At 69.3% G+C, this 21,720-nt stretch carries 18 protein-coding genes; 10 read left to right on the top strand and 8 right to left on the bottom strand.

The window, feature by feature from the left end:
• Positions 1 to 2 precede the first annotated feature (2 nt).
• Together ABD989_RS09090 and tatB are read left to right on the top strand one after the other, a co-directional pair.
• Positions 3 to 1,469: a S1C family serine protease gene (locus ABD989_RS09090; RefSeq protein ID WP_246994965.1), complete on the top strand. Its 1,467-nt coding sequence runs from the start codon at positions 3 to 5 to the stop codon at positions 1,467 to 1,469.
• 11 nt (positions 1,470 to 1,480) lie between these two features.
• A complete protein-coding gene (gene tatB, locus ABD989_RS09085; RefSeq protein WP_345313238.1) occupies positions 1,481 to 1,960 on the top strand; it encodes a Sec-independent protein translocase protein TatB in 480 nt (159 codons plus the stop codon).
• A gap of 129 nt (positions 1,961 to 2,089) precedes the next feature.
• Here tatB and ABD989_RS09080 read toward each other — a convergent pair whose 3' ends face one another.
• From ABD989_RS09080 to ABD989_RS09065, 4 genes are all read right to left on the bottom strand, one after another.
• Positions 2,090 to 3,232, bottom strand: a complete 1,143-nt coding sequence (locus ABD989_RS09080) for an Mrp/NBP35 family ATP-binding protein (RefSeq protein ID WP_246994969.1) — start codon at positions 3,230 to 3,232, stop codon at positions 2,090 to 2,092.
• Positions 3,233 to 3,266: 34 nt separating this feature from the next.
• Complete coding sequence (locus ABD989_RS09075) at positions 3,267 to 4,379, bottom strand: lytic transglycosylase domain-containing protein (RefSeq protein ID WP_425556509.1); 1,113 nt, start codon at positions 4,377 to 4,379, stop codon at positions 3,267 to 3,269.
• A 124-nt stretch (positions 4,380 to 4,503) separates the two neighbouring features.
• Positions 4,504 to 5,031: a DUF1003 domain-containing protein gene (locus ABD989_RS09070; RefSeq protein ID WP_246994971.1), complete on the bottom strand. Its 528-nt coding sequence runs from the start codon at positions 5,029 to 5,031 to the stop codon at positions 4,504 to 4,506.
• Positions 5,028 to 6,311: a magnesium transporter MgtE N-terminal domain-containing protein gene (locus ABD989_RS09065; protein WP_345313236.1), complete on the bottom strand. Its 1,284-nt coding sequence runs from the start codon at positions 6,309 to 6,311 to the stop codon at positions 5,028 to 5,030. Before ABD989_RS09065 ends, ABD989_RS09070 begins: the two co-directional genes overlap by 4 nt.
• A gap of 62 nt (positions 6,312 to 6,373) precedes the next feature.
• On the opposite strand from ABD989_RS09065, the gene ABD989_RS09060 reads away from it, so the two are divergent.
• The 6 genes from ABD989_RS09060 to ABD989_RS09035 all read left to right on the top strand — a co-directional run bounded on the left by ABD989_RS09060 (position 6,374) and on the right by ABD989_RS09035 (position 12,569).
• A complete protein-coding gene (locus ABD989_RS09060) occupies positions 6,374 to 6,856 on the top strand; it encodes a YflT domain-containing protein (protein WP_246994975.1) in 483 nt (160 codons plus the stop codon).
• Positions 6,857 to 7,000: 144 nt separating this feature from the next.
• Complete coding sequence (locus ABD989_RS09055) at positions 7,001 to 8,542, top strand: extracellular solute-binding protein (RefSeq protein ID WP_345313235.1); 1,542 nt, start codon at positions 7,001 to 7,003, stop codon at positions 8,540 to 8,542.
• Entirely contained in the window at positions 8,539 to 9,777 is a 1,239-nt protein-coding gene (locus tag ABD989_RS09050) for a carbohydrate ABC transporter permease (RefSeq protein ID WP_345313234.1), read from the top strand. Before ABD989_RS09055 ends, ABD989_RS09050 begins: the two co-directional genes overlap by 4 nt.
• 3 nt (positions 9,778 to 9,780) lie before the next feature.
• Entirely contained in the window at positions 9,781 to 10,812 is a 1,032-nt protein-coding gene (locus ABD989_RS09045) for a carbohydrate ABC transporter permease (protein WP_345313233.1), read from the top strand.
• A gap of 3 nt (positions 10,813 to 10,815) precedes the next feature.
• Entirely contained in the window at positions 10,816 to 11,988 is a 1,173-nt protein-coding gene (locus ABD989_RS09040) for an ABC transporter ATP-binding protein (protein ID WP_345313232.1), read from the top strand.
• A complete protein-coding gene (locus ABD989_RS09035; protein WP_345313231.1) occupies positions 11,985 to 12,569 on the top strand; it encodes a suppressor of fused domain protein in 585 nt (194 codons plus the stop codon). Before ABD989_RS09040 ends, ABD989_RS09035 begins: the two co-directional genes overlap by 4 nt.
• Before the next feature lie 21 nt (positions 12,570 to 12,590).
• Here ABD989_RS09035 and ABD989_RS09030 read toward each other — a convergent pair whose 3' ends face one another.
• Entirely contained in the window at positions 12,591 to 13,706 is a 1,116-nt protein-coding gene (locus tag ABD989_RS09030) for a magnesium and cobalt transport protein CorA (protein WP_246994986.1), read from the bottom strand.
• 67 nt (positions 13,707 to 13,773) lie between these two features.
• Here ABD989_RS09030 and ABD989_RS09025 point away from each other — a divergent pair, with 67 nt between their 5' ends.
• Positions 13,774 to 14,649 (top strand): glycine betaine ABC transporter substrate-binding protein, encoded by an 876-nt coding sequence (locus ABD989_RS09025; RefSeq protein ID WP_345313230.1) that lies wholly within the window; start codon positions 13,774 to 13,776, stop codon positions 14,647 to 14,649.
• An 18-nt stretch (positions 14,650 to 14,667) separates the two neighbouring features.
• Here ABD989_RS09025 and ABD989_RS09020 read toward each other — a convergent pair whose 3' ends face one another.
• Positions 14,668 to 15,498, bottom strand: coding sequence for an SDR family NAD(P)-dependent oxidoreductase (locus tag ABD989_RS09020; RefSeq protein WP_246994989.1), 831 nt, complete (start codon positions 15,496 to 15,498; stop codon positions 14,668 to 14,670).
• Positions 15,499 to 15,529: 31 nt separating this feature from the next.
• On the bottom strand, positions 15,530 to 17,056 hold the full coding sequence (locus ABD989_RS09015; RefSeq protein WP_246994991.1) for a flavin-containing monooxygenase: 1,527 nt from the start codon (positions 17,054 to 17,056) through the stop codon (positions 15,530 to 15,532).
• 99 nt (positions 17,057 to 17,155) lie between these two features.
• On the opposite strand from ABD989_RS09015, the gene ABD989_RS09010 reads away from it, so the two are divergent.
• Complete coding sequence (locus tag ABD989_RS09010; protein ID WP_246994993.1) at positions 17,156 to 17,788, top strand: TetR/AcrR family transcriptional regulator; 633 nt, start codon at positions 17,156 to 17,158, stop codon at positions 17,786 to 17,788.
• A gap of 74 nt (positions 17,789 to 17,862) precedes the next feature.
• On the opposite strand, the gene ABD989_RS09005 is transcribed toward ABD989_RS09010, so the two are convergent.
• On the bottom strand, positions 17,863 to 21,618 hold the full coding sequence (locus ABD989_RS09005; RefSeq protein ID WP_345313229.1) for a multifunctional oxoglutarate decarboxylase/oxoglutarate dehydrogenase thiamine pyrophosphate-binding subunit/dihydrolipoyllysine-residue succinyltransferase subunit: 3,756 nt from the start codon (positions 21,616 to 21,618) through the stop codon (positions 17,863 to 17,865).
• Positions 21,619 to 21,720 lie beyond the last annotated feature (102 nt).

Genomic DNA, 21,720 nt, shown 5'->3' with positions numbered 1-21,720 from the left:
ACGTGAGCACTACTCCCGACTGGGCGACCCGCGATGAGGCCGACCCGCAGCCCGCTCCCGCGCGCCGCGAGCACCCCGCGGTCTCCCCGCAGACCGCCGCGGTCTTCGGTCGACCCGACGGTGTGGCGGGCTCGTTCTCCACCGCGCCCAGCCGCCGCCCGCAACCCGAGCTCGCGCCGCCCGACCCGGTGCTGGCCGAAGCCTTCAGTCGTCCCGCGGGCGCGTCCAGCGCCCTGCAGCGCGACCCCTACGCGACCTACGGCAGCGAGGTCGCCGAGACCGAGCCCGACGATCCGTGGCGCGATCCGGCCAGCGGTGCGCACCTGGAAGGTCCCGCGCTCGCGGAAGCGTCGTCGACCACCGAGCGCCCGGCCGGCCCCAAACTCGGCGTCACCGACCTGCTCTTCGGTCGGCGCGTGCACTGGTGGGCGCTGGCCTCCCTCGCCATCGTGGCCCTCCTGGTCGGCGTGGCCGGCGGTCTGATCGGCCGGTGGACCGCCGAGGCGGTCCCGCCGCTGAACTCCAACTCGGTGAGCCTCGACGTGGACGACTCCGCGGTGGCCTCCACCGACATCGCGAAGGTCGCCAAGGCCGTGGCGCCCTCGGTCGTGATGATCGAGGTCCGCACCGCGGGCAGCGGCGGCTCCGGCTCCGGCTTCGTTGTCGACAAGCTCGGCTACATCGTCACCAACAACCACGTGATCTCGCTCGCCGCCAACGACAAGAGCGCCAAGCTTGAAGTGGTCTTCTCCGACCACTCCCGCGTCCCGGCGCGCATCGTCGGCCGGGACGTGAAGACCGACGTCGCCGTCCTCAAGGTCGACAACGTGGAGAACCTCACCGTCGCCAAGCTCGGCGACTCGGCCAAGCTCGAGATCGGGCAGCCGGTGATCGCCTTCGGTGCGCCGCTGGGCCTGGACCGGACCGTGACCACCGGCATCGTGAGCGCCGTCGACCGTCCCGTGCCGCTGCGCCCGGACGCCTCGTCGGACACCGACGCGGTGATCAACGCGATCCAGACCGACGCCGCCATCAACCCCGGCAACTCCGGCGGCCCGCTGGTCGACGGTCAGGGACGCGTGATCGGCATCAACACCGCGATCGCCGCGGCCGGCGGCGGCTCGATCGGGCTGGGCTTCGCGATCCCCATCAACGAAGTGATCCCGATCACCGAGGCGTTGATCAAGGACGGCTCGATGCGGCACCCGCAGATCGGCGTCACCGCGTCGACGGTCCGCAACGACCAGGTCTTCGGCGCGCGCGTCAAGGACGTGGCGGCCGGCAGCCCCGCGGCGAGCGCCGGGATCAAGGAGAACGACGTCATCACCGAGTTCGACGGCAAGCCCATCGAGGGTGCCGACGAGTTGACCGTCGCCGTGCGAACGTCGACCATCGGTGAAGAGGTGAAGTACACCTACTGGCGAGACGGGCGGACCTTCACCGGCACCATCACGCCGCGCGGCGACTAGAGGCGACAACGATGTTCAGCAGTATCGGATGGGGCGAGGTCCTGATCCTCATCGTCGCGGCCCTGGTGATCCTGGGCCCCGAACGCCTGCCCGGCGCCATCACCTGGGTGATGCAGTCGGTGCGGAAGGCGCGCGACTACGCCACCGGCGCGTCGAAGGACCTGCAGGACCAGATGGGCACCGACTTCGACTCCATCCGCGAACCCCTGCAGCAGCTCAACGAACTGCGCCAGATGACGCCCAAGGCGATCGTCACCAAGCATCTGTTCGACGGCGACTCGTCGTCGATCGACTCCCTGGAGGGTTCGGTCCGCGACTCGCTGAGCCTGTCCGGCCCGGCCCCGGCCAATCCGCACCCGGTCGCGCCCACCGGCGAGACGACGCCCGTCCCGCCGGTCACCCAGGTGGATCCGGCGCGGCTCAACGCCGACACCCCGCCGCCGCCGCGCGCCGCCCGCGCCCACGACGTCACCGACTGGGACGCCACCTAGCTCGCAGCCAGCGCGTTCCCGCGAGAGCATTCCGGTCCCGAGAGACGACTCCGCTCCCGCGGGCCTCGTGGAGGCCCGCGGGAGCGGAATGCTCTCGCGAGAAGCGGCGGCGGCGGGCCGCCGAATAGCTCAGTGGCGGACGGTGTCGATGCCCAGGCTCATACCGGCCAGACCGCGGCGGCGGACGGCGAGCTTGTCGGCGACGGCGCGCAGCGCCGCACCGGAGGGGGAGTCCGGCGCCGAGAGCACCACGGGGACCCCGCTGTCGCCGCCCTCGCGGAGCTGCTGCTCCAGCGGGACCTGACCGAGCAGCTCCACCGGGGCGCCCACCGCGCGCGTGAGGCGCTCGGCGACGGTCGCGCCGCCGCCGGAGCCGAAGGGCTCCATGCGGGTGCCGTCGGGCAGCTGGAGCCACGACATGTTCTCCACCACGCCGAGGATCTTCTGGCGGGTCTGCAGGGCGATCGCACCGGCCCGCTCGGCCACCTCGGCGGCGGCCTGCTGCGGGGTGGTGACCACCAGGATCTCGGCGCCCGGGATGAGCTGCGCGATGGAGATCGCGACGTCGCCGGTGCCCGGCGGCAGGTCCAGGAGCAGCACGTCCAGGTCGCCCCAGTAGACGTCGGCCAGGAACTGCTGCAGCGCGCGGTGCAGCATCGGTCCGCGCCAGGTGACCGGGGTGTTGCCGTCGGTGAACTGGCCGATGGAGATGAACTTCACGCCGTGGCTGATCGGCGGCATGATCATCGACTCCACCTGCGTGGGCTTGGCATCGCTGCCCAGCATGCGGGGGACGCTGTGGCCGTAGATGTCGGCATCCAGCACGCCCACCGACAGGCCGCGGTCGGCGAGCGCCGCCGCGAGGTTCACCGTGACGCTGGATTTGCCGACGCCGCCCTTGCCGGAGGCGATGGCGTACACGCGGGTCAGGTTGCCGGGCTTGGCGAACGGGATCTCCGGCTCGGCGCGGTCGCCGCGCAGCTGCTTGCGCAGGGCGGTGCGCTGCTCGTCGTTCATCACGTCGAGTTCCACGCGGACCTCGCCCACGCCGGGCACGTCGGAGACGGCGTCGCGGACGCTGTCGCTGATCTTGCCCTTCATCGGACAGCCCGAGGTGGTGAGGTAGATGCCGACGTCGACGCTGCCGTCGTCGGCGACGGCGACGGACTTGACCATGTTCAGATCGGTGATCGGTTTGCCGATCTCGGGATCGGCCACCTTGCTCAACGCCGAACGGACAGCGGATTCGGTGGGGGTGCCTGCGGTGCTCACACCGACCACCCTAGTCGGCCCGCGAACGGGGTGTTCAGCGGCCGTTGGCAGGCTTCGGTGCGGGACTGGTGGCCTTGGGCTTGGCAGGTGCGGGCTTCTGCTGCGGAGCGGGGGCGGGCCCGATGCCCGGCGGCAGGCAGATCGCGCCGAGGCAGTTCTGCGGCGGCGTGGTCGGCTTCGGCTTGGGCGTGGTGCTCTTGTCCGGCTTGTCCCCGGGCTTGTCACTGTCCGGCTTGTCCTGGGCCTTCTTGTCCTTGTCGTCCTTCTTGTCGGACTTCTTCTTGTCCTTGTCGTCCGGCGCGGAGTGGCTCATCTCCGGGATGCCGCCGGTCGGGACCACGCCGGTGGCGTAGGCGCCGGCCCAGCCGAGGACGTTGTTGGCGTAGGCCACCGAGCGGTTGTAGCGCAGCACGGCGCCGACGCGGGTGGGCTCGGCCATGATGTCGGTGACGCCCGCGCAGAGGTAGCGGCCGGCCGAGAAGGTGGCGTCGAAGATGTTGTCCGGGTCGGCCTTGCCGTCGCCGTTGGCATCCGAGCCCCAGGAGGCCCAGGTGCTCGGAATGAACTGCATGGGGCCCATGGCGCGATCGTGCTTGCCGTCGCCGTCCCAGCGGCCGCCGTCGGTGTCGGTGATGACCTCGTTGCCGGCCAGTGAACCGTCGAGCACCGGCCCGCGGATCGGGGTGCGGGTGTTGCCGTACTCGTTGACGTTGCCGCCGCCGGCGTGCCCGGACTCGATGCGGCCGATGCCGGCCAGCAGATACCAGGGCAGCTTGCACTGCGGACTCTCGGCGGCGACGCGGGTGGCGGCCAGCTTGTAGGCCTGCAGCACCACACCGGGGATGCCGAGCGGGCCGTTGGGCAGATCGGCGGCGATACGGAACTGGGGCGCGGCGGTCGAGGCGGCCGCAGGCGGGGTGAAACCGTACAGGACGGGGGTGGCGGCGGGCACCGACTGCGCGACGGCGACGGACTGTTGCTCGTCGGCGGTCAGGGTGACGCCGGGCGCGGTGACCGGCGGCTGGGCGTCGAGGGTGCTGCTCGCGGAGGTGCCGACCATCAGGGCGGCACCGACGGCGGCGATGCCGGTGGTGACCGCGACGCCGCGCCACGGCATGCCGTGCGAGCGGTGGAAACTCATCCCCATTGTTTCTACTTACTCCAGTCGAGACTTCTGGCCGAGTACGTCTGGCGCCCGATTCCGTCAGTTGTTCCCCCGGGTGGACGAGACGTGAGTCACCATACCCTGCCCGGATTCCGTGCGATCGGGGTTATCGGTGATCCGGCCCGCCGCGCGCCGGTTCCTCGCTGTCGGCCGCCGGGGCCTGCGCGGCGGCGAGTCGTTCGACGAGGTCGTCGAGCAGGTCGTCCAGTTCGCGGCGCAGATAGTCGCGGGTCACGGTCTCGCCGACGGCCAGGCGGACGGCGGCCAGTTCGCGGGCCAGGAACTCGGTGTCGGCCTTGGTCTGGGCGGCACGACGACGGTCCTCGTCGAGCGAGACCTTGTCGCGGTTCTCCTGACGGTTCTGGGCCAGCAGGATCAGCGGGGCGGCGTAGGCGGCCTGCGTGGAGAACGCGAGGTTGAGCAGGATGAACGGGTACGGATCCCAGCCGAACGTGAAGACGCCGATGTTCAGGAAGATCCAGACGATCACGACGACCGTCTGGATGGCCAGGTAGGAGCCGGTGCCGAGGAAGCGGGCCACCCGTTCGGCGTAGACGCCGATCACATCGGCGTCGATGTTCGCCGAGAAGCGCCGTCGGCCGTCGCTGGGGGTGTCGAGGCGACGTTGGTTCACCGGGCGGCCTCCGGCTCCTGGTCGCGCCAACCGCGGGGGAGCACGGCGTCGAGGAGGTCGTCGACGGCCACCGCGCCCAGCAGGTGCGCGGTCTCGTCGACCACGGGGGCCAGGGCCAGGTTGTAGGTCGCGAAGAAGCGGGTCACCTCTTCCAACGGATCGTCCGGGCTGAGGCGGGGCACGTCGTCGTCGAGGATGCCGGCCACCAGGTTGGCGGGCGGCTCGCGCAGCAGCGCCTGGGTGTGGACGGCGCCGAGGAACTTGCCGGTGGGCGTGCTGGTGGGCGGGCGGACCACCAGCACCATCGTCGCGGTGGCCGAGCCGACGTCGGGGTTGGCCACGCGGGCGAGGGCCTCGGAGACGGTGGTGCCGGCCGAGACGATGATCGGCTCGGGGGTCATCACGCCGCCCGCGGTGTCGGGGGAGTGGCGCAACAGGCGACGGACCGGTTCGGAGTCCTCCGGATCCATTTGGGACAGCAGGGCCTCGGCCTCGGCGGCGGGCAGTTCGCCCATCAGGTCGGCGACGTCGTCGGGGTCCATCGCCTCCAGCACGTCGGCGGCGCGGGACGGCTTCATGCTGGCGAGCATGGAGGTCTGCTCGTCGGTGGACATCTCCTGCAGGATGTCGGCCAGTCGTTCGTCGTCGAGCGCCCGCGCCAATTCGATCCGGCGGGGCTCGGGCAGCTCGCGCAGCGCGTTGGCGACGTCGGCCGGACGCATGCCCTCGAACTGGGTCAGGGCCAGTTCGACGCCGTGGCCCGGGCGGTTCAGGTTCAGCAGCGTCAGGCCGTGCACGTGATTCCAGGTCACCACGATCGTCTCGCCGCGCCGCCGGAGCGGCCCCTTGCGCATGGTGCGCAGCGCCACCCGGCCGATCACCCAGTCCAGGGCGCGGGTGCGTTCGATCTCCAGGTCGACGACCGAAAGGTCGGCGTCGGCCAGCCCCGGATGGTCGGGATCGTCGGTCCGTACCCGGCTCTCCATGATCTGGCCCACCGCGAGGGCTTCGTTGGGGCGCAGCGCCAGCTTGCGCATGTTGACGCGCCCGGTGGTCAGGGTGACGGCATCGGCGTCGATGTTGGTCACCCGGCCCATCGGAACGAAGATGCGACGTCGGCTCGCGGCCAGTTCGACGGCCAGGCCGAGTGCGCGGGGGCGCTGCCCCGGCAGATACATCGAGACCACGACGTCGCGGACACGGCCGATCGACTCGCCGTCCGGGCCCAAGACGACCAGACCGACTAATCTGGCGACGAAGACCTTGAGCGTTGGCATCATGGTCACCAGACTAGAAGTACAGCCGTGGAATTGTTTGCCGCCGGACCCGACAGGGGAGATCTATGACCCAGCCCATGCGCCCAACCCCGGGCCTGCCCACCAAGCCGACGGGCTGGCCGGTCGGGTCGTACGACACCTACGAGCGGGCGCAGCGGGCGGTGGACCATCTCGCCGACAACGAGTTTCACGTCGAGAAGCTGACCATCGTCGGCGTCGACCTGATGCAGGTGGAGCGGGTGCTGGGCCGGTTGACCTGGAGCAAGGTGCTCGGCGGCGGACTGGTCTCGGGCGCGTGGTTCGGCCTCTTCGTGGGCCTCATCATCAGTATCTTCGTCACCGGCCAGGACTTCTGGATTCCGATCGTGTTCTGTGTGGTCGCGGGCATGGTCTTCGGCGTGATCAGCGGCGCCATTCCGTACGCCGCGACCCGCGGGCAGCGCGACTTCTCGTCGACCATGCAGTTGGTGGCCGGCCGGTACGACGTCCTGTGCGATCCGGGCAGCGCCGAGCAGGCCCGCGACATGCTCGCCAAGCTCGCAATCTAGCCGCGCCGGGGACCTTCCTGTGTGATGAGTCACTGGTTGCGTTAACCTGACCTCACATCAGGATTCACAGGCGTCCCTCAGGTTCGCTGTGGTCACTGCGAAATGGCGAGGAGGCGGGTCGGCGAGATGGTCCCACGAGAGTCGATGCCCATGCAGTCGGGGCCCATACAGTCGGGGCCCGAGCGGTCCGGGCCCGAGCGGTCCGGGCCCGAGGAATCGGTATCCGAACCGGTGACCGGTCGACGACGTCGTCGACCGCTGCGCACCCGGTTGGCGGTGGCCGCGGTCGCCGCGGCCGCGGTGGCGCCGGCACTGGTCGCCTGCGGCGGCGGATACACCGCCGGTGTGCTGAACGTGTACGCCCCGGCCGACGGTGCGGGTGAGATCACCACGCAGGCCGCGCTGTGCACCAAGAACTCGGGCGGCGCCTACGAAGCCAAGGTGACCGTGCTGCCCAAGGACGCCGACGGGCAGCGCCTGCAGCTGGCTCGTCGTCTGGCCGGCAACGACAAGAGCCTCGACGTGATGGCGATGGACGTGGTCTGGACGGCCGAGTTCGCCAACGCCGGATGGCTGGTGCCGGTGCCCGATGCGCACGCAGCCGGGGTGGAGCAGACCAATCTCGCCGGTCCGGTGGAGACCGCGATGTGGAAGCGGCCCGACGACGAGGCCGCGCGCCTGTACGCGCTGCCGATCTGGACCAACACGCAGCTGCTCTGGTTCCGGCCGGACGTGTTGACGGAGTACCTGGGGCGGAAGGCGAAGGCCGCCGCCACCTGGGACCAGATGATCGCCGACGCCACCGCCGTCTATGAGAAGAACAAGCAGGGTCCCACGCAGATCCTGGTGCAGGGCGGCCAGTACGAGGGCCTGATGGTGTGGTTCAACTCGGTGCTGCAGAGCGCCGGCGGGAACATCCTCGATCCGGACGACCCGAGCAAGCAGACCCTGAATGACACGCCCGAGCATCGCGCGGCGACGCTGAAGGCGTTGCAGATCCTCAAGGCGGTCGCGACCTACCCGGGCGCCGATCCGTCGATCACCAACTCCAACGAGGGCACCGCCCGCGACGGCATGGAGAAGGGACAGGCGCTCTACGAGATCAACTGGCCGTTCGTCTTCAAGTCGGCGCGCGACAACGGTTCTGCCGGCGCCATCGACTTCCTGCAGGCGCTGACGCCGTACGCCGATCAGCTCGCCGACACCGAGAATCCGCCGACCGCCAAGGAACTGGTGCCGATCAACCGGATCCTGCGCAAGAGCTTCGACTTCGCGCCCTACCCGGGTGTGAGCGACGCGCTACCGGCCAAATCGACCCTCGGTGGTCTGAACATCGCGGTGGCGAGCACCTCGCAGCAGCAGGACCTCGCCGCCGATCTCGCCGCGTGCCTCACCAGCCGGGACGCGCAGCGCGTGTACGCGCTCGAGGGTGCGCTGCCGCCGACGGTCACCGCGCTCTATGAAGAGCCCGACTTCCAGGTGGCCTACCCGATGGGCGACGACATCCGCCGCCAGCTCGAGTCCGAGCACGTCGCTCCGCGACCGGCCACCCCGCAGTACCAGGCGGTCTCCACGCTGGTCACCGCCACGCTCAGCCCGGTCGGCGCGTGGGATCCGGAGACCATGGTGGACACGCTGGCCGAGCAGGTCCAGAAGGCGATCGACGGGGAAGGGATCATCCCATGACCACCGGTGACGACAACGCCTCCGAGAACACCGAGGGTGCGCAGCCCTCAGAACCCCAGCAGCCCCGGGAATCGCGGGAGCCGGCGGCGCCGGTCCACTCCGACATCTGGGTGCCCCCGGAGGCGGTGATTCTGCCCCCGGATCCGATCCCACCGGTGCGGTCGGGCCCGCTCCCGCCGCTGCCGACGCCGCCGGCGCCCCGGACGCAGCCGGTCGCGGAGCCGGTCCCCGCGGCCGCACCCGCCGCCGTGCCGGTTCCGGCGGCCTCGTCCGCCGGGTCGATCGTCGACCTGCTCGACGAGTCGCCGCCCGCGTCGTCGACCTCGGTGCGCACACCGCGCACCCGCAAGGTCGCCAGCGAACGCACGTCCAACGAACGCAAGCTGGCCTACTGGCTGGTGGCGCCCGCCGCGATCGTGATGCTGCTGGTCACCGGCTATCCGATCCTGTACGCGGTGTGGCTGTCGCTGAACAAGGCGACGCTGACCGCGCCGGACGAGAACGAGTTCATCGGCCTCTCCAACTACGCCACGGTGCTCTCCGACGGCTACTGGTGGCAGTCGCTGTGGGTCACCCTGTTCATCACGGTGATCTCGGTGGCGATCGAGCTGGTGCTCGGCATGATGATCGCCCTGGTGATGCACCGGACCATCTTCGGCAAGGGCACCATCCGCACCGTCGTGCTGATCCCGTACGGCATCGTGACCGTCGCGGCGGCCTTCTCCTGGTACTACGCCTGGACCCCGGGCACCGGCTACCTGGCCAACCTGCTGCCCGACGGCACCGATCCGCTGACCAACCAGTGGTCGTCGCTGTTCATCATCATTCTGGCGGAGGTCTGGAAGACCACCCCGTTCATGGCGCTGCTGCTGCTCGCGGGTCTGGCCCTGGTGCCCGACGACCTGCTCAAGGCCGCGCAGGTCGACGGCGCAGGTGCCTGGACCCGATTGCGGAAGATCATCATTCCGCTGATGAAGCCGGCCATCCTGGTGGCGCTGCTGTTCCGTACGCTCGACGCCTTCCGGATCTTCGACAACATCTACATCCTGACCAAGGGCAACCACGGGACCGGATCGGTGTCGATGCTCGGCTACAACAACCTGTTCAAGGCGTTCAACCTGGGCGTCGGTTCGGCGATCAGCATTCTGATCTTCCTGTGCGTGGCGATCATCGCCTTCATCTTCATCAAGATCTTCGGCGCCGCGGCGCCCGGCTCGGACAACGAGGGGCGGTAACCGGTGAATCATCTCAATCGCCGCGTCGGCTGGACCGTCGCCAATGTGATCGTAATCTTGTACGCCGTGGTTCCGCTGTGGTGGATCATCAGTCTGTCGTTCAAGCCGCCGAGCACGGTGCTCGACGGCAACTTCATCCCGCGGCAGTGGACCATGGACAACTACAAGGAGCTGTTCGCCGACGGCGTCCTCGCCGAGTTGCTGTGGGCGCTGCTCGGCCTGGCCATTGGGGCCGCCCTGCTGGGCGTGCTGCTGTGGCAGCGCAAGCGCGCGGTGGCCGAGCACAACGCGTCGCTGGAACTCGGTCTGCGGATCGGCGCGATCCTGGTGTCGATCGGCCTGGCGGCCGGCGTCATCTGGGGCGTGATCATCCCGCTGACCGACGGCGGCAGCTTCGGCAAGCCGTTGCTGAACTCGATCGGCGTCGGCCTGATCACCACCGCCATCGCGGTGTTGCTGGGCACCATGGCCGCCTACGCCATCGCCCGACTGGAGTTCCGCGGCAAGAAGCTGCTGGTGGGCGTCGCCCTGCTGATCGCCATGTTCCCGCAGATCTCGCTGGTGACCCCGCTGTTCAACATCGAGCGCAGCCTCGGCCTGTTCGATACCTGGACCGGCCTGGTGATCCCGTACGTGGCGTTCGCGCTGCCGCTGGCGATCTACACGCTGTCGGCGTTCTTCCGGGAGATCCCGTGGGATCTGGAGAAGGCCGCCATGATGGACGGCGCCACCTCGGCGCAGGCCTTCCGCCGGGTCATCGTGCCGCTGGCCGCGCCCGGCGTGGTCACCGCCGCGATCCTGGTGTTCATCTTCGCCTGGAACGACCTGCTGCTGGCCCTGTCGCTGACTTCCACCGACCGCGCCCAGACGGCGCCGGTGGCCATCGCGAACTTCACCGGCTCCAGCCAGTTCGAGGAGCCCACCGGCTCCATTTCCGCAGCCGCCGTCGTGATCACCATTCCGATCATCATCTTCGTGCTCTTCTTCCAACGTCGTATCGTGGCCGGTCTGACCTCCGGCGCGGTGAAGGGATAACCCATGGCCGACATCGTTCTGGAGAACCTCTCCAAGCAGTACCCGGACGGCTCGACGGCGGTGCAGGACGTGAACCTGCACATCGCCGACGGCGAGTTCGTCATCCTGGTCGGCCCGTCGGGCTGCGGCAAGTCGACGACGCTCAACATGATCGCCGGCCTCGAGGACATCTCCTCGGGCACGCTGTCGATCGGCGGCACCGTGGTGAACGACATCGCACCGAAGGACCGCGACATCGCCATGGTCTTCCAGAGCTACGCGCTGTACCCGCACATGACGGTGCGCGAGAACATCGCCTTCCCGCTGACCCTTCAGAAGCTGCCGAAGGCGCAGATCGCCGAGAAGGTGGCCGAGGCCGCCCGCATCCTGGATCTGGAGGAGTTCCTCGACCGTAAGCCGGCGAACCTGTCCGGCGGCCAGCGGCAGCGTGTCGCGATGGGGCGCGCCATCGTGCGTCACCCGAAGGCCTTCCTGATGGACGAGCCGCTGTCGAACCTCGACGCCAAGCTGCGCGTGCAGATGCGGACCGAGATCGCCGAACTGCAGGCCCGGCTGGGTGTCACCACCGTGTACGTGACCCACGACCAGACCGAGGCGATGACCCTCGGCGACCGCGTCGTGGTGATGAAGTCCGGTCTGGTGCAGCAGGTGGGCGCCCCGCAGGAACTGTACGACCGCCCGCGCAACCTGTTCGTGGCCGGCTTCATCGGCTCGCCCGCGATGAACTTCATCCCGGGCAAACTGTCGCACGGGTACGTCGACACCGTCATCGGTCCGATCCAGCTGCCCGACTACGAGCAGGTGGTGGCCAACGCGCAGCAGGTCGGCAGTTCCGGCGAGGTGCTCCTCGGCGTGCGGCCCGAGCACCTGGTGGACGCCACGCTCCTGGAGCCGGGGCAGGGTGACGGCATGGTCGCCTTCGACGCGACCGTGGACATCGTGGAGTCGATGGGCTCGGACAAGTACTACTACTTCACCCTCGGGGACACCGGCCAGAGCGCCGACCTGCTCAATCAGCTCGCCGAGGACCTGGGTTCGACCACCAGCGGCGGGCAGAAGGTGGCCCGCCTGCAGCCGACCACCACCGTGCCGCGTCGCGGGACGCTGCAGCTCGCCCTGGATCCGGCGAACCTGCACGTCTTCGACACCGGTTCGGGTCTCTCGCTGCGCCTGTGAGCTCCATCGTCGAACTCGTCACCGCGCACCTGACCGCCGGGCTCGGACCCGATCCGCAGCGCGCTTCGGTGACTTTCCTGGGCGTCGAGGCGATCGACGTGCTGCGCTTCGCCGACGTCGAGCGCGGCGAGGTGGTCATCGCCACCGTCGGCTGCGCGCGGCACCCGATGCACGATCCGTCGGACCTCGCGCCGGATCCGCAGCGCGGTCCGCGGGCCGAGCTGATCGTCCGGATGCGGCCGAGCGCGGCCCTGCCGGGGCTGCATCGGTCGCTGGCGACGGTGGCGGCCGCGCCGTCGGTGGAGGGGCTGATCCTGGCCGAGGACTCGCTGATCGATCTGCAGGAGCCGCTCTGGGGCGGGGCGATCTGCTCGGCGTTCCTGCTGACGGCCGAACCGGAGCTGGCGGACTTGCCGCTGCCGGAACCGGCCGAGCCGGTCCGCTTCCTGCGCGCCGTGCCGATCACCGCGAACGAGGCAGCCTGGGTGCGGCTCAAGGGCGCCGACGCGCTGCGGGAGGCGTGGGCCGAGGGCGACGTGGACGTGACCGACCCGACCCGCGGCGGCGTCACACCAGCCTGAGTCCGGACCCGAGCGCCGGCGCTACAGCCAGCGGTTGCGGTGCAGCAGGCGCCAGAGCAGCACGCAGGCGGTGAACAGGATCGCCAGCAGCACCGGATACGACCAGCGCCAGGACAGCTCCGGCATGAACTCGAAGTTCATGCCGTACAGACCGGCGACCATGGTCGGCACCGCCGCGATGGCGGCCCACGACGAGATCTTGCGCATGTCGGTGTTCTGCTGGATGCCGACCTTGGTGGCGGCCGCGTGCAGCAGCGAGGTGAGCCGGTCGTCGTATTCGCCGATGCGCTCGATGACGGTCGTCAGGTGGTCGCGGACGTCGCGGAAGTGCCGGTGCACCTCCTTCTCGTCGAACGATCCGGTGTGCGCGCCGCGCAGGCCGGGCGGGTGCGCGCTGCCGGGGCCGCCCTGCCCGGACAGCCAGGCGAGCGGTTCGGCCAGGGGAGCGACCGCGCGATGCAGTTCCATCACCTCGCGTTTGAACAGGTAGACCACGTCGATGTCGAGATCGGTGGTGGCGACCGCGAAGACGCGTTCCTCCACCTCGTCGACGTCGGGTGCCATCTCGGCGACCACCTCGAGGTAGGTGTCGACCACGTGGTCGGCGACGGCGTGCACCACCGCGGCGGGGCCGAGGGCCAGGGTCTGCGGGCGCGCCTCCATCCGGGCGCGCACCCCGGCGAGCTGCGTGTGTTCGCCGTGGCGGACGGTGATCACGAAGTCGCGGCCGGCCAGCACCATGATCTCGCCGCCGTCGACGATGTCGTTGGCCCGGTCGATGCTGTCGTGCGCCACGTACGACATGGAGCGCAGCACCAGGAAGATGAGCCCGTCGTACAGCTCGAGTTTGGGCCGCTGATGGGCCTCGACCACGTCTTCGACGGCCAGCGGGTGCAGGCCGAAGATCCGGCCCACCTCGTCCATCTGCGCCTCGCCCGGCGCGTGCAGGCCGAGCCAGACGAAACCCGAGCCGGTGGCGCGCACATGCGCGTACGCCGACGCGAAGTCGCGGTAGCCGGGTTCGCGGCGGCCGCCCCGATAGACGGCGCAGTCGACGACGGCGCGATCGGGCGGCACCGACGTGCGCGGCGCCCGAGTACGGCGCGGTCCCGTGGAACCTCGAGATTGCGTGGACACGTCGCGATCGTACCGAGCGCCGTGTGCCGCGGGTGGGTGCCGCGCGGGTGGACTACCGTGGGCTGCGATGACGAACACCAAGCGGGCCCTGACCGCGCTCCTCGTGCTGCTGGCCGGACTCACCGTTCTCACCGCGTGCGGCGACGACAGTGAGGCGGACGCGCCGCTGCTGGTCGGCTCCGGATCGTCGTCGACGATGCGGGCGGCCGCCGCGGTGTACGCGGTGGGGTTGAGCCGTGCCGGCACGCCGACGACGACGGCGGATGCGCCGGTGGGCACCGACACCGCGCTGATGGCGGCGATCAGCACCGGCGGGGTGGATCTGTTTCCGGCCTTCACCGGTGACCTGCTGACCCAGCTCTCCACCCGCCCCGAAGCGCTCAGCGGGGAGGAACTGCTGACCGAGGTGGCGCGCGCGCTGCCGCAGGGCGTGGCGATCGGCGACCCGACCGGGGTCAGCGATCGCCCGCAGCTGTTGCTGTCGGCCGGTCTGCGCGACCGCTACGACGTGCCGACGCTCGCCGACTGCGGTCGGCTGCCGGCCGGACTGCCGCTGGTGGTGCTCGACGGTCAGGACGCTGCGGTGCTCGCGGCCTTCGACGTCTGCCGCCCCGGTGCGGTGGAGCGGGTGCCGGATGCGCGCGCGGTGATCGCCCGCGTCACCGGCGGCGAGGCGCTCGGCGTGCTGCCCGCGTTGGCCACGGCGAGCGCGGGGGAGCTGGGCGACCTTCGCATCCTGGCGTCCGACGGTGCTCCGCGCGCCCAGGATCTGGTGCCGGTGTACCGCAGTGCGGCGCTGGACAAGTCCGCGCTCAAGCAGCTCAGCCGCATCGCGGGGGAGCTGACCACGGACGTGCTCGCCGAACTCGGTGCACGGGTGGAACGCGGTGAGGACCCCGGCGCGGTGGCCGCCGCCTGGCTGGCCACCGGCGCCGTGTCCTGATCGTGCGGTCCTGCAGGTTCAGGACAGGCGGGACATGCCCCACTGGGTGATCTTCGCCGAGATGCCCTGGTAGTACGAGCCCACCAGGCGCACACCGAGGTCGAGCAGCTTCGCATCGGCGCCGACCAGCACGCGCGCGTTCTCCTTCTCCACCGCGCGCAGGATGATGTCGGCGGCCTTGGACGCCGAGGTGTTGGCCAGGTACTTGTCGAAGAACGCCGCCGTCGCGGCCGCGTCGTGGTCCCCGGAGGTGGTGGCGTTGCGCGCGATGGCGGTCTTGATGCCGCCGGGGTGCACGCAGGTCACCGCGACCTGGTGGTCGGAGATCAGCATCTCCTGGCGCAGCGCCTCGGTGAAGCCGCGGACCGCGAACTTCGCCGAGTTGTACGCGGCCTGTCCGGGCTCGGACAGCAGGCCGAACAGCGAGGACACGTTGACGATGGCGCCGTCGCCGGAGGCGATGATGGCCGGCAGGAACGCCTTGGTGCCGTTCACCACGCCCCAGTAGTCGACGTCCATGATGCGTTCGATGTCCTTGAACTCCATGGTCTCCACTTCGCCGTGGTGCGCGATGCCGGCGTTGTTGAAGATGGCGTTCACGGTCCCGAAGTGCTCGACGACGGTGTCGGCGTAGGTGAGGAAGGCCTCCCGTTCGGCGACGTTGAGCAGCTGCGCATGGACTTCGCCGCCGGCCTCGGTCACCAGGCGCTCGGTGGTGGCCAGACCGTCCGGGTCGACATCGGAGATGGCGACCTTCGCGCCGCGGCGAGCGAGTTTGACGGCCAGTTCGCGGCCCATGCCCGAGCCGGCGCCGGTGATCACGACGACCTTGTTGCGGAAATCCTTCATGTGTCTTCTCTTTCGTCGGGAGGTAGGGGAGTCAGGCGGTGACCGGGACGGCGTCGGCCGGGCGGTCGGCGGGGGCCTGGGCGCCCACGGTCACGTCGTAGGCGGCGATGTCGAAGCGACGCGTCGCGTTGCGGAACGCGAAGGTGAAGCCCGGCCACAGGGCGGTGATGTTGCCGTTGTGGTCCTGATACCAGGATTCGCAACCGCCGGTGACCCACACCGAGGTCTTCAGCGTGCGCTGCAGCTTCTCGTTGAAACGGTCCTGTGCCGCCGCGCTGACGTCGGTGCGGACGATGCCCGCCGCGCGGGTCTTGCGCAGGTAGTCGACGAGGTAGTTCAGCTGCGACTCGATCATGTAGACCATCGAGGTGTGGCCGAGGCCGGTCGACGGGCCCACCAGCAGCGCCAGGTTCGGGAAGCCGTGGACGAAGGTGCCCTTGTAGCCCTGCATGCCGGTCTCGTCCCACACCTGCGCCAGACTGCGGCCGCCCGTGCCGACGATGGTGTCGAAGACGGGGGAGTCGGTGACGTGGAAGCCGGTCGCGACGACGATGGCGTCCACCGGGTGCTCCACGCCGTCGGCGGTGACGATCGCATCGGCGGTGATCGATGCGATGCCGGAGGTCACCAGGTCGACGTTCGGCCGATCCAGGGTGGGGTACCACTCGTTGGACTTGAGGATGCGCTTGCAGCCGACGGCGAACGTCGGCGTGACGGCCTCGCGCAGCTTCGGGTCGCGGATGCCGCGGAAGATGTTGGCCTTGCAGAGCGCCTCCACCGGCTTGAGGGCCTTGGGGGCGTAGGTCATGCCGGCGGCGACGGTCTCGTTCGCGGTGTAGATGGTGCCGCGGATCAGTGCCTGCAGTCCGGGGACGTGCTTGAAGGCCCAGTTCTCCACCGGCAGGTACGGGCGCTCGTTGCGCGGGATGATCCACGGTGCGGTGCGCTGGTACACGTCGAGGTGCCCGACGATCTTGCCGAGCTGCGGCACGATCTGAATGGCCGAGGCGCCGGTGCCGATCACGGCGACGCGCTTACCGGTGAAGTCGTAGTCGTGGTCCCAGCGGGCCGAATGGACCAGGGTGCCTTCGAAGCCGTCGATGCCGTCGATGTCGGGCAGGTTCGGCTCGCACAGCGGGCCCACCGCGCCGATCATGTGCTTGGCGCGGACCTGATCGACGTCGCCGTCGCGCTCGATGTCGATGATCCAGCTGAGCGACTCTTCGTCCCACGCCGCGCGGCGGACCTCGGTGCCGAACCACGTCTTCTCGGCGACGCCGTGCTGGGCGGCGACACCGTTGATGTAGCGGTGGATCTCCGGCTGATGCGAGTACGACCGGCTCCACTCGGGGTTGAGCGCGAACGAGAACGAGTACAGGTGCGAGGGGACGTCGCACGCGGCGCCCGGGTAGGTGTTGTCGCGCCAGGTGCCGCCGAAGTCGGCGCCGCGATCGAGGATCAGGTAGTCGTCGAACCCGTTCTCGGCGAGTTTGACGGCTGCGCCGAGCCCGGAGAAGCCGGCCCCGACGATCGCGATCTCTACATCGTGTGTTGTCATGGTTCTCACCATAAGGACGTGTTGACGGCCCGTCAATAGGTTGTTGAATGTTGGTCAATAGTTGTTGAGCGGGTGTCAATAGTGGCTTAGGGTGAGGGCATGACGACCACCGACACCGCGACCGGCGGGTCTGCCGCGCCGCGTCGGACCCGCATGAGTCCGCAGCAACGTCGTCGTCAACTGCTGGACCTGGGCGAAGAGCTGGCCACCGAGCAGCCGCTGGAGACCGTGACCATCGAAGCGGTCGCTGAGCGCGCCGGGGTGTCGCGGGCACTGATCTTCCACTACTTCGAGTCCAAGCAGGACTTCCACCTGGCACTGGTGCAGGAGTGGGCGGAGGAGATGCAGGCGCGCACCCTGCCGCCGGAGGACGTCGACGATCCGCTCGTCATGCTGACCGCGTCGATGACGGCGTATATCGACTACGTGGCCGAGAACGGCGATCAGTTCATCGCGGTGCTCCGCGGTTCACTGAGCACCGATCCGGCGATGCGCAATGTCGCCGAGTCCACCCGTTCGGAGATGACCCGCCGCATCCTGCACCATGCGCCGGTCCTGGGCATCGAGGTGACCGGGGCGGTGGAGATGGCGGTGCGCGGCTGGACCGCGTTCGTCGAGGACGTGATGATCCGCTGGATCACCGACCCGAAGCTCACGCGCGAGCAGGTGCTCGGTGTCCTGGTGGGTTCGCTGCCCGCGCTGGCCGGCGCGGCCTCGCTCGTCGCCGACTGAGCTCGTCCGGGCCCCGGATGCACGAATGCCGCCCCACGTCCGAAGACGTGGAGCGGCACTCGCTCAGATAGGGATCAGTCCATCGAGAACGCCGAGTCGATGATCTCGGCCTGCTCGACGGCGTGCACCTTGGCCGAACCGGACGACGGCGCAGCCATCGCGCGACGCGAGATACGACGCAGCCCGGACAGCATCTCCGGCAGCAGGTCGGGCAGCCACAGACCCAGGAACGGCCACGGACCCTGGTTGGCCGGCTCTTCCTGCACCCACACGAAGTCGGTGGCGTTCGGGTACTGCTCCAGCGTGCGTGCCAGACGACGGTGGGGCACCGGGTACAGCTGCTCCAGGCGGACGATCGCGATGTCCTCGCGCTTCTCCTTGGCCTGCTTGGCGGCGAGCTCGTAGTAGAGCTTGCCCGAGACCAGCAGCACGCGCTTGACCGTGGACCGGTCACCGCCGCCGGAGACGCCGTTGATGTCGTCGGCGAAGTGCGGATCGTCGCGCACCGACAGGAACTTGCCCTCGGTGAACTCCTCGATCGGCGAGACGGCGGCCTTGTTGCGCAGCATGGACTTCGGGGTGAAGACCACCAGCGGGCGGCTGATGCCGTCGTGCACGTGACGACGCAGCAGGTGGAAGTAGCTCGCCGGGGTCGACGGCAGCGCGACGGTCATCGAACCCTCGGCGCACAGCTGCAGGAAGCGCTCGATACGGCCGGAGGTGTGGTCCGGTCCCTGACCCTCATGGCCGTGCGGCAGGAGCAGCACGACGTCGCTGCGCTGGCCCCACTTGGCCTCGCCCGAGCTGATGAACTCGTCGATGATCGACTGCGCGCCGTTGACGAAGTCGCCGAACTGCGCCTCCCAGAGCACCAGTGCGTCCGGGTTGCCGATCGCGTAGCCGTACTCGAAGCCGAGGACGGCGAACTCCGACAGCGGCGAGTCGTACACCATGAAGCGACCCGGGCCGTTCGGCGCCAGGGTGTTCAGCGGGGTGTACTCCGAGCCGTTCTCCCGGTCGATCAGCACCGAGTGGCGCTGGGTGAAGGTGCCGCGACGCGAGTCCTGACCGGACAGGCGCACGGTCTGACCCTCTTCGACAAGGGTGCCCAGCGCGAGGAGCTCGGCGAAGGCCCAGTCCACGCCGCCCTGGGTCGACATCTCTTGGCGACGCTCCAGGACCGGCTTGACGCGCGGGTGCGGGGTGAAGCCCTCGGGCACGTTGACGAAGGCTTCGCCGATCTTGGTCAGCGCGGCCTGCGGCACCGCGGTCACCAGCTTGACCGGCAGCTGCTGGTCCTCGGTGATCGGCGGCGACGGCTCCGGGCGGAAGCGGTCGAGTTCCTTGACCTCCACGAAGACCCGCTCGAGCTGGCCCTGGTAGTCGCGCAGGGCGTCCTCGGCCTCCTTGGTGGAGATGTCACCACGGCCGATGAGCGATTCGGTGTAGCTCTTACGGACGCTGCGCAGGTTGTCGATCACGTCGTACATGGCCGGCTGGGTCATCGAGGGATCGTCGCCCTCGTTGTGGCCGCGGCGGCGGTAACAGACGAGGTCGATCACCACGTCGCGGTTGAACCGCTCGCGGTAGTCGACGGCGAGCTGCGCGGCCCACACGCAGGCCTCCGGGTCGTCGCCGTTGACGTGCAGGACCGGCGCGCTGATCATCTTGGCGATGTCGGTGCAGTACTCGGTGGAGCGCGAGTACTCGGGTGCGGTGGTGAAGCCGACCTGGTTGTTGACCACGATGTGGACGGTGCCGCCGGTGCGGTAGCCGTTCAGCATGGACAGGTTCAGCGTCTCGGCCACCACGCCCTGGCCGGCGAACGCGGCGTCGCCGTGCAGCATGAGCGGCAGGATGTCGAACTGCTGATCCTCGGGGAGCATGTCCTGCTTGGCGCGGACGATGCCCTCCAGTACCGGGTCGACGGCCTCGAGGTGGCTGGGGTTGGCGGTCAGCGAGACGTTGATCTCGTTGTCGCCGAACATCTGGTAGTACTTGCCCTCGGCGCCGAGGTGGTACTTCACGTCGCCCGAGCCGTGCAGCTGCGCGGTGCCCAGGTTGCCCTCGAACTCGGTGAAGATCTTCGAGTAGGGCTTGCCGACGATGTTGGCCAGCACGTTGAGGCGGCCGCGGTGCGGCATGCCGATGATGACCTCTTGCAGGCTGTGCTCGGCGCTGCGGTCGATCACCGCGTCCATCATCGGGATGACCGACTCGGCGCCTTCCAGCGAGAAGCGCTTCTGGCCGACGTACTTGGTCTGCAGGAAGGTCTCGAAGGCCTCGGCGGCGTTGAGCTTGGACAGGATGTACTTCTGCTCGGCCACCGGCGGCTTGGTGTGCTTCACCTCGACGCGTTCCTGCAGCCACTGCTGCTGCTCGGGATCGAGGATGTGGGTGTACTCCACGCCGATGTGGCGGCAGTAGGCGTCGCGCAGGATCGACAGCACGTCGCGCAGCTTCATCGTGTCCTGGCCGTGGAAGCCGCCGACGTTGAACGTCCGGTCGAGGTCCCACAGGGTCAGGCCGTAGCTGAGGACGTCCAGGTCCGGATGGGCGATCCGGGCCTCCTTGTCCATCATCAGCGGGTCGGTGTCGGCCATCAGGTGGCCGCGGCTGCGGTAGGCGGCGATCAGCTCGAGCACGCGGGTGTTCTTGTCCACCCGGCCCTCGGGCATGTCCCGACGCCAGCGGACCGGCTCGTACGGGATCTGCAGCGCCACGAAGAGCTCGTCCCAGAACGCGTCGTCGAGCAGCATGTTGTGGATCACGCGCAGGAAGTCGCCGGACTCGGCGCCCTGGATGATGCGGTGATCGTAGGTGGAGGTCAGCGTCATCAGCTTGCCGACGCCCATGTCGGCGAGCTGCTCGTCGCTGGAGCCCTGGAACTCGGCGGGGTACTCCATGGCGCCCGCGCCGACGATGGTGCCCTGGCCGGGCATCAGGCGCGGCACCGAATGGACGGTGCCGATGGTGCCCGGGTTGGTCAGCGAGATGGTGACGCCGGCGAAGTCGTCGGCGCCGAGCTTGCCCTGACGGGCGCGGCGGACGATGTCCTCGTAGGCGTCCCAGAATTCGCCGAAGCTCATGGTCTCGCAGCGCTTGATGGCGGCGACGACGAGCGTGCGGTTGCCGTCCTTGCCCACCAGGTCGATGGCGAGACCGAGGTTGGTGTGGGCGGGGGTGACGACGTTGGGCTTGCCGTCGATCTCCGCGAAGTGGCGGTTCATCGCGGGGAACGACTTGAGGGCCTGCACGATGGCGTAGCCGAGGATGTGGGTGAAGCTGACCTTGCCGCCGCGGGTGCGGGCGAGGTGGTTGTTGATGACGACGCGGTTGTCGATCATCAGCTTCACCGGGATGGCCCGGACGCTGGTGGCGGTCGGCACCGTGAGGGAGGCGGACATGTTGCGCACGATGGCGGCGCCGGGACCGCGGATCACCTTGGTCTCGTCGGCGGCCGGCTCGCTCGACGGCTTGGCCGACGACGCGGTGCGGCTGACGCCGGAGGCGGCCTTGGTGGCGGCGGCTTCGCGTGCCGGGGCGACGTTACGGGGAGCGATGCGCTCGGGCTCGGCATCCAGCGTCAGCAGCGGCTTGGCCGACGCGGGCGCGGTGATCGGCGCTGCGGCGGCGGCCGGAGCAGCCGGAGTAGCCGGGGTGGTGGGGGCGGCCGGGGGTGCGCCGTTGAGGTCGGTGGGCTTGTAGTTTTTCAGCAGGTCGTGCCAACTCGGATCGACCGAGCTCGGGTCGGTCTGGAATCGCTGGTACATCTCCTCGACCAGCCACTCGTTTTGTCCGTAGTCGGTCTCGGATGGGGAACTACTCACAGCGTCGTCTCGCCTCTTAGGTATATCCGGTCTGGGTCTGCATGTCGGTCGGCCCCGGGAGCGTGGTAACGGGCGGGTCCGACCGACTCTCGATGTTACGCG

This window comes from Gordonia alkaliphila, assembly GCF_039542465.1.
Lineage (GTDB): Bacteria > Actinomycetota > Actinomycetes > Mycobacteriales > Mycobacteriaceae > Gordonia > Gordonia alkaliphila.
This window is presented reverse-complemented; position numbering and strand designations above follow the sequence as displayed.